8 protein-coding genes are annotated in these 7,867 nt (G+C 33.5%); 3 read left to right on the top strand and 5 right to left on the bottom strand.

The window, feature by feature from the left end; genetic code table 11:
- Positions 1–672, top strand: a 672-nt coding sequence (locus AB8B65_RS04355; RefSeq protein WP_405299634.1) for an ATP-binding cassette domain-containing protein, incomplete at its 5' end; no start/stop codon positions are given.
- Positions 673–779: 107 nt separating this feature from the next.
- Here the strand turns inward: AB8B65_RS04355 and AB8B65_RS04360 are convergent.
- The 3 genes from AB8B65_RS04360 to AB8B65_RS04370 all read right to left on the bottom strand — a co-directional run bounded on the left by AB8B65_RS04360 (position 780) and on the right by AB8B65_RS04370 (position 3,408).
- Positions 780–1,286, bottom strand: a complete 507-nt coding sequence (locus tag AB8B65_RS04360) for a hypothetical protein (protein ID WP_405299635.1) — start codon at positions 1,284–1,286, stop codon at positions 780–782.
- Between the two features lie 218 nt (positions 1,287–1,504).
- Positions 1,505–2,248 (bottom strand): head GIN domain-containing protein, encoded by a 744-nt coding sequence (locus AB8B65_RS04365; RefSeq protein ID WP_405299636.1) that lies wholly within the window; start codon positions 2,246–2,248, stop codon positions 1,505–1,507.
- A 47-nt stretch (positions 2,249–2,295) separates the two neighbouring features.
- Complete coding sequence (locus AB8B65_RS04370; RefSeq protein WP_405299637.1) at positions 2,296–3,408, bottom strand: acyloxyacyl hydrolase; 1,113 nt, start codon at positions 3,406–3,408, stop codon at positions 2,296–2,298.
- 173 nt (positions 3,409–3,581) lie between these two features.
- On the opposite strand from AB8B65_RS04370, the gene AB8B65_RS04375 reads away from it, so the two are divergent.
- Together AB8B65_RS04375 and AB8B65_RS04380 are read left to right on the top strand one after the other, a co-directional pair.
- On the top strand, positions 3,582–3,770 hold the full coding sequence (locus AB8B65_RS04375) for a hypothetical protein (protein WP_405299638.1): 189 nt from the start codon (positions 3,582–3,584) through the stop codon (positions 3,768–3,770).
- A gap of 1,081 nt (positions 3,771–4,851) precedes the next feature.
- A complete protein-coding gene (locus tag AB8B65_RS04380) occupies positions 4,852–5,046 on the top strand; it encodes a hypothetical protein (RefSeq protein WP_405299639.1) in 195 nt (64 codons plus the stop codon).
- A 188-nt stretch (positions 5,047–5,234) separates the two neighbouring features.
- Here AB8B65_RS04380 and metF read toward each other — a convergent pair whose 3' ends face one another.
- Both metF and AB8B65_RS04390 read right to left on the bottom strand, forming a co-directional pair.
- Positions 5,235–6,191: a methylenetetrahydrofolate reductase [NAD(P)H] gene (gene metF, locus AB8B65_RS04385; RefSeq protein ID WP_405299640.1), complete on the bottom strand. Its 957-nt coding sequence runs from the start codon at positions 6,189–6,191 to the stop codon at positions 5,235–5,237.
- A gap of 466 nt (positions 6,192–6,657) precedes the next feature.
- A partial coding sequence (locus tag AB8B65_RS04390) for a vitamin B12 dependent-methionine synthase activation domain-containing protein (protein WP_405299641.1) occupies positions 6,658–7,867 on the bottom strand: 1,210 nt, incomplete at its 5' end.

The following is a 7,867-nucleotide window of genomic DNA, read 5'->3' on the forward strand; positions in this document are numbered from 1 at the left end:
AGTGTTGGATATCTTCCTGAGCACAATCCATTGTATTTGGATATGCATGTGCGCGAATATTTAGCGTTTAATGCGAATGTGTACAAGGTTTCAAAATCGCGCATTGATACGGTGATTGAAATGACAGGATTGTTGCCAGAATCTAAAAAGAAAATTAGCGAATTATCTAAAGGATATCGTCAGCGTGTTGGCTTGGCAAATGCTTTGTTGCATGATCCGGAAGTGTTAATTTTGGATGAGCCCACGACTGGTTTAGATCCGAATCAGTTGACCGAAATTCGCAATTTGATTACTTCTATCGGAAAAGAAAAAACTATTTTTCTGTCTACACATATTATGCAAGAAGTGGAAGCTATTTGCGATCGTGTGATTATTATTAATAAAGGTGAAATTGTTGCTGATACAACTTTGGCAAAGTTACAGAAAAACCAAGAACAAGTAATTGAAGTAGAGTTTAATTATCGCATTGAAGATGTATTAATTAGACAGATTCCGCATGTAACAAAGGTTGTAAATACGCGTGGTTTGGTATATGAATTAACGTTTAGTACTACGAAAGATATGCGTCCGACTGTGTTCGATTTTGCACATGATAATAGTTTAAAAACGCTACAAATTAATCAGAAAAATAAGAACTTGGAGAGTTTGTTTCGGGAGTTGACTGCTTCTTAGACTTGCTTTGCTTCGACAGGCTCAGCACAAGTGCTTTGGTATTTTGGCAAATGAATTGGTTCGGTTATAATTTATAGTTTCTTTGAAATTCTCAATACTTTTCATTTTTAATTTTCTGTCTCGGTTGATGAATTATAAATGAGTATCCAATCATTTTTTATTTTATCATACACAAATCGCATGGAAGGTTGATATCCTTTTGTTCCACCACAACTTATGGCAAAAATTTCATTAGAAACTACGATTCCGTTTGAATGTTTTATTTGTTCCGCAGTATATCCTACGTTTGTTAAGTTAATATCTATTGTGTCATTTGAAATGATTTTATGTCCGAGACGAATCAAACCTATAGTTTTTTTTTCTTGTAATGCACGTATTTTTAATTCCTCTGAAGATGGAAATTTATACCGATTTGAAACTTGTTTATTTTTGATACGTTTGCTTTCTGCTGTTGGTTCAAGAGATATATAACCACTGCTTAATGTAAGATCAAAACGATTGTTTAATGCTTTTACATACAAACTATCTATTGTTGCTGTAGTAATTTTTTCGTTTTGCGCATAGCTTTCTGTTTGAACTAAGCAAAAAAACAATAGTATAACAACCTGTTTCATTTCTCTTTATATTTATACTACAAATTACGGAAATTTTAATATCCTAAAAAATGAAGAATGAGTAAAACTATATTTGGAATGAGTTAATGTGTAGTTCTTTATAATTCCATTTAAAATAGCACCTAAAAAAAAAGCGAACCAAAGGTGATAAAAATTGAATTTCTATTTCTTCAATAAAACAATTTCAATGAAGATATATATTGTTATTTATGAAGTGATTAATTGAAAATAAGCTGTCCTATATAATGCGCAGTAAAGTCAATGGTTGGCGGACGATTTACCGCAATTACATCGCCTGTGCCGTAGATATTCCCAGAAAGTTTTTGTTGCGGATTGATGATGATGTCATTACTACCACGTGAAGATATAATCGCCGTTTTCGCTATAAAATCAGCCGCTTCTACTCTAGCGTTTCCGCCTGGAAAACTGATGATAAATTCTTCCGTACTTCCCGAAATAAACAGATTTGATAGGTTATTGAATACAATTTTTAATTCCTGATTTTGCACTTGTAGTTTAAAATCCCCAGAAGCAGCGTTATTATTGGTAAAGTTTTCGGAAATTAATTCCAGGTTCGGAAATGTGAGCATTCCGTCGGAGCGTACTTCAAATTGTGTTTTGCTGCGAATTTGTGTAAGAGTTGGCGTTGTTACGTAAATGGTTGTAATTCCATAATCGCGGAAGTAATTACAATTATTATTGTCTGATAAAAACAACGTTTCTCCTACAACTTTTGCTGCGACATCGTTTATGAGATTGGCTCCAGTTTCTATTTCTAATTCATGTTGTTCACCTTCTTTTATGACTAAGGTAATGTTTTCTCCGACTTCTATTTTAGAGAAATCAGCAATCGTTACTACTTCCGAAATGATACTTCCTGAGCTTTGAAAACAGTCGTTTATGTCTTCTTTATCACAAGAAATAAACAAAATAGTTATGAATAAGAAGTATATTTTTTTCATCTTTCTGTTTTTTGATTGCTATTTAAATAGTTTTTATTTTTTATTTGTTACAATCGAATTCCTATACCAAGTTCTACCGCTTCCGCTTTGGCTGCATGTGATTTGAGCGTTAATACAGCAAACCATTTTTTGTCAAAGTATCTTTTTACTCCAATACGTATGTATGTTCTACCTTCAAAATTGACAGGATAGTATGCGTAATAACCTAGTTGTGTTACAACCGATAGTTTATTAATGAATAATTCGTGCCCAACAAAAACACCTACACGTTTAAAATCTTCGTCGCCTTGGACTTCTCCGTCTGGAAAAGCAATTGATCTGTATCGAATCCATTCTTTTAAAAAGTTAGAGAAAAATATTTCTGTCCCAATTTGCAGAGCACTTTTTCGTCCTACACGCTTGTCTGCATACGCAGAAAGTATTGTAAAACCATATTGTCCGCTTCCAATAGCATCACTTTCATTGATTCCTGCACGTAATACAAAATTAAATTTTATAGGTTCTTTATAGTTTTGAGTAGTTTCATCTTTTTGGAAATCCATCAGCGAAGTATCTCCTAAATTATAATTTACTCCAACATTGAAAGCCAGCGTATTGATACTTGTATTTGGCGCTTTTACATTGGCATTGGAATAGTGTATGAATGATAATCCTGCCTGCACACCAAATCGTTTGAATAGATTTTCCTTTTTGTAATTGAGCATTAAATAGGTACTACTCATCAATCGTGAACCAAATGCAATGTTTCTAAAGTTATTTACTTTGTCATACGGATTGCTTGTATACGCCAAACCTTGTCCAATACGCAGGATTAAATTTCGTTTTAAAAAGTAAAAATTGTAATGCGCATATAAGGCTACATTTTTTCCTAAATTTTTGTTATTAAAGTCTTGAAAGCTCAGTGAAACTCCATAATCTGGATAGTTGTAAAATTGTGACCAATCGTCATTACCAAACGTTTTTTGGCTGTAACTTACAATAACACCTTCGGGATGTCCTGTAATAAGGTGTAAAATATCGTTATTGTGACGCACTACACTTCCACTAAAATAATTGACATCAATCGTAGCCGCTTTGGGCGATTGTTCTTTTTTAGAAGTGCTTTCTTGTGCACTACAGAAACACGAATAGAAGAATATGAGGTAAACTACTTTTTTCATTGCGAGGACAAATGTAGTTTATATTTTAAAAATGGTTCTATTTCCTTCATTTTTTTGCTGAGCGAACTTTTTAAATGTTAACTACAGCATACACCTACTTGTTGTATTGGAAAACCGCTACCGCTAACTATTTCGTTTCTATATATTTATGCAAATAAAAAAAAACTTAGATCATGAAAAAAAAATCGATCCACAAATTAAAGCTTAAAAAAGCAGCCGTTTCAAATTTGAATACGAATGCTGTAACAGGAGGAACTGGAAATACACTATTTTGTTTTTCAGTAAATTTCTGCGAAACTATCGATTATACGGCATGTAATGGAGAATTTATATGTCAAATTTACACTGAGCCACAACGCTAATTTATCGTTGAAAGTATGAAAAAAAGGAACGGCAAAACGTTCCTTTTTTTGGTTTTAATAAATACTTACAGCAATCACGTAATGAAAGTACTGTAAAACCCGTATACTAACTTATTGTTTTTTAGTAGTTTTACAACACCAAATCGAAGTAATGAATTGTACCATTTGCGGATAAAAAGTTTTACACAAATTTTTCTCTTGAAATAGCTTGATGTCATTTTAATTTCTAAAGAATTAGAATAGGTATCTATCACAAATAGAATATCCGCGATGCTATAATATGTTGTCTGACAAGGCAATTACAAAAACTGATTTCTAAAATAATCGATTTTATGTTTAGTTAAAAGAGGAATTTAAGGCATTCCTCTTTTTTTTTGCTCCAAATGTTAAATACAGCGAACACGTACTTCTAGTAATGTAAAACCAAAGTCATTTTTGTGACGTTTTTTATACTTTCGGAATACTAAAATCACAACCATGAAGAAAAAATCTATTAGTAAGTTAAAACTTAAAAATCTTCTATCTCTGCTTTAAATGCAGATGCAGTTTCTGGAGGAAATTATACAGGAACACTATTTTGTCCTTCAAATGCTTTCTGTGAAACTATCGATTTTACGCGTTGCAGAGGAGAACTTAATTGTCAAATCTACAAAGTTCCGACTGATCAAACTTTTTAAATTTTGAGAATAACCATTCAAAATTAAAAATCTAACTTAAAAATTACAACCATGAAAAAAAGTCAATTGATAAGTTAAAACATAAAAAGTAATCAGTTTTTAGCCAATATGAACATGTTGCTAAAAGCGAATTTGGAGATTCATATTATATATGCGAATCAGTAATTTATTTTTGTGAACCTACAAAGTTCATAGAATATTACAGGAATTCAAATTTTGGTTTGTTTGATCCGAGAACCAATTTTTATTAAAATTTCGATTCAATTATATAATAAAAGAGAGCAACTTTAGTTGCTCTCTTTTTTTTTGTTAAATACGTTGAACACATACTTCTAGTAATGCAAAACCGATATTATTGCTGTTGTTTTTTTGTATTTTGAAAGATAACCATAAAACTTAAAATCATGAAAAAAAAGTCAATTACTAAGTTAAAACTAAAGAAAGATTCTATTTCTAACTTAAATGCAAATAGTGTAAAAGGAGGAACTTGGCAATCAGTATATCTGTGTGAATCTGAAAATTGGTGCCAAACCATAGATTATACTAGATGTTATGGAAATAGAAACTGTGGTATTTTTGATCCTTCAGGTGATTTATAGCAAGAAGAATTTATCGCATGTAAAAAGAGGCTATCTTAAAAGTTCTAAAAGCCGTCATTCTGGACTTGATCTAGAATCTCATAAAGCTGATTATCAATTGTTATGAGAAACCGAATCAAGTTCGGTTTGACAAAATTGCAACTTTTCAGACAGCCTCTTTTTTTATTGTATTTGCACCAACTTTTTTGCTAAAATACCTCTTTAGCAATCGCTTGAATATTGCTCGATCTTCCCATAGAATAATAATGTAAAATTGGCACGCCAGCCGCAACCAACTCTTTACTCTGCTGTATACACCATTCAATTCCGACTTTACGCACCGCTTTGTTGTCTTTACAACGAACGACATTCATAATTAAATCGTCTGGTAAATCTACGTGAAAACGATGTGGAATTAAATTCAACTGTTTGCGTGTTGCAATCGGTTTTAAACCTGGAATAATTGGCACAGTAATGCCTTCTTTTCTACATTTTTCTACAAACTCAAAAAACTTCTGATTGTCAAAAAACATTTGCGTCACAATATATTCCGCGCCCGCTTTTATCTTTTTCTTTAAAAAGTGAATGTCCGAATCTAAACTCGGTGCTTCCATGTGTTTTTCAGGATATCCTGCCACGCCAACACAAAAGTTTGTTTTTGAAGAGTTTTGTAATTCTTCATCCAAATATTTTCCGTTGTTTAGGTCTTGTATCTGACTCACCAATTCGGATGCATATCGGTGTCCTTCTTTTTGTGGTTTAAAATATGTTTCGCTTTTTACAGCATCACCACGTAACGCAACCACATTGTCAATTCCTAAAAAATCCAAATCGATCAAGAAGTTTTCAGTATCTTCCCTTGTAAATCCACCACACAAAATATGCGGAATGGCATCTACTTGATATCGGTTCTGAATTGCCGCACAAATTCCAACCGTTCCCGGACGTTTTTTCACAACTTGCTTCTTTAATAAGCCATTTTCCAACTCCTTAAACGTATATTCTTCTCGGTGATACGTTACGTCAATAAATGGCGGCTTGTATTCCATTAACGGATCAATATTATCGAATATCGATTGAATATCTTGTCCTTTTAATGGTGGTAAAATTTCAAAAGAGAATAATGTTTTCCCTTCCGATTGCGCTATATGATCTGTTACTTTCATGTTTTTCTAGTATTGAGTTTTGAGTAATTAGTATTGAGACTTGCTTACTCGGCTCTTATATTTTTCTTTTTTCCTTAATTTTGTCATTCCTGTGTAGACAGGAATCTATTTTTTTGTTATCTGTTGATTTGTGTTGTGTATTTGTTAATTCGTTGATTTGTTTCTCTCGCATCACTTTTAACTTCACTATTCATTATTCGATATTCTTTTATTCGTTATTCAACATTCGATATTCAACATTCATTATTCTTTTATTCGATATTCAACATTCGTCATTCATTATTCATTTCGGGCGTTCCCTTCGGTCGTGCTATCCGCTATATCTTTTTAAACAATTTGTCATTGCAAAAATCTTTAGAAAACTCGTGGCAGTCTGTGCTTTCATGAAGCAGATTACTTCGTCGATTTCTCCTCGTAATGACGTTTCCTATATTAAAAAGGATGCCGCTGCTATCACTAACGCGGGTTAATCCGCCAACGTAGGATGCAACCATTTTTGTGCTTTTTCTAGTGTGATTCCTTTTCTTTTAGCAAAATCTTCCACTTGATCATTTTTTATTTTTCCAAGTCCAAAATACTTGGCTTCTGCGTTTCCAAAGTAGTATCCTGAAACGGCTGCAGCTGGCCACATGGCAAGACTTTCGGTTAACGAAACGCCAATGACTTTTTCAACATCTAGCAATTCCCAAATCGTTTCTTTTTCCAAATGATCGGGACAAGCAGGATATCCTGGCGCAGGACGAATTCCTTTGTAGGTTTCTTTGATGAGTTCTTCATTGGTTAAATTTTCATCAACTCCATAACCCCAATGTTTAGTTCGCACTTGTTTGTGCAAATATTCGGCAAATGCTTCTGCAAATCTGTCCGCAATTGCTTGTGCCATAATTGCGTTGTAATCGTCTTGTTGTTCTTTGTAACTGTTTGCCAATTCGTCTGCTCCAAAAATAGCCGTACAAAATGCGCCCATGTAGTCTTGTTTTCCACTTTCTTTTGGTGCCACAAAATCTGCCAATGCTATATTTGGCACTTCTGCACGCTTGTCTTGTTGTTGACGAAGCGTTCTAAAAACACCTATTTCTTTTCCTTTTTTCTGAATTGAGATATCATCATCATGAATCGTATTTGCTTCAAACAACCCAAAAATTGCTTTTGCTTTTAGCGATTGTTTCGCAATGATTTCGGCAATCATTTCCTGTGCATCAGCATATAATTGTGTGGCTTGCTCGCCAACTACGTCATCCGTAAGAATTGCAGGAAAACGCCCATGCAAATCCCATGAACGGAAAAATGGACTCCAATCGATATACGGAACTAATTCTTTAAGACTGAGTTGTGTGAGTTTCTGAATACCAAGTTCTTTTGGCTTTACAATAGTACTCGTTTCCCAATCTATTTTATATTTTTTTTGTCGTGCCGCCGCTAAAGAGATGTATGATTTTGCTTTTTTACGTTTTAAGAATTTCTCACGAAACTCATCATAATCTTGTTTTAGTTTGTCACGATATTTCTTTGAGTTTTTCTTGTTTAGCAGATCTCCCACAACCGTTACTGCTCTTGATGCATCATTGACATGCACAACTGCGTTTTTATATTCTGGATCTATTTTTACAGCCGTATGTGCTTTGGAAGTTGTTGCGCCACCAATTAGTAATGGAATGTTGAAATTTTGGCGTTCC

Source organism: Kordia sp. (assembly GCF_045105435.1).
In the GTDB taxonomy this organism is placed as follows: Bacteria; Bacteroidota; Bacteroidia; order Flavobacteriales; family Flavobacteriaceae; genus Kordia.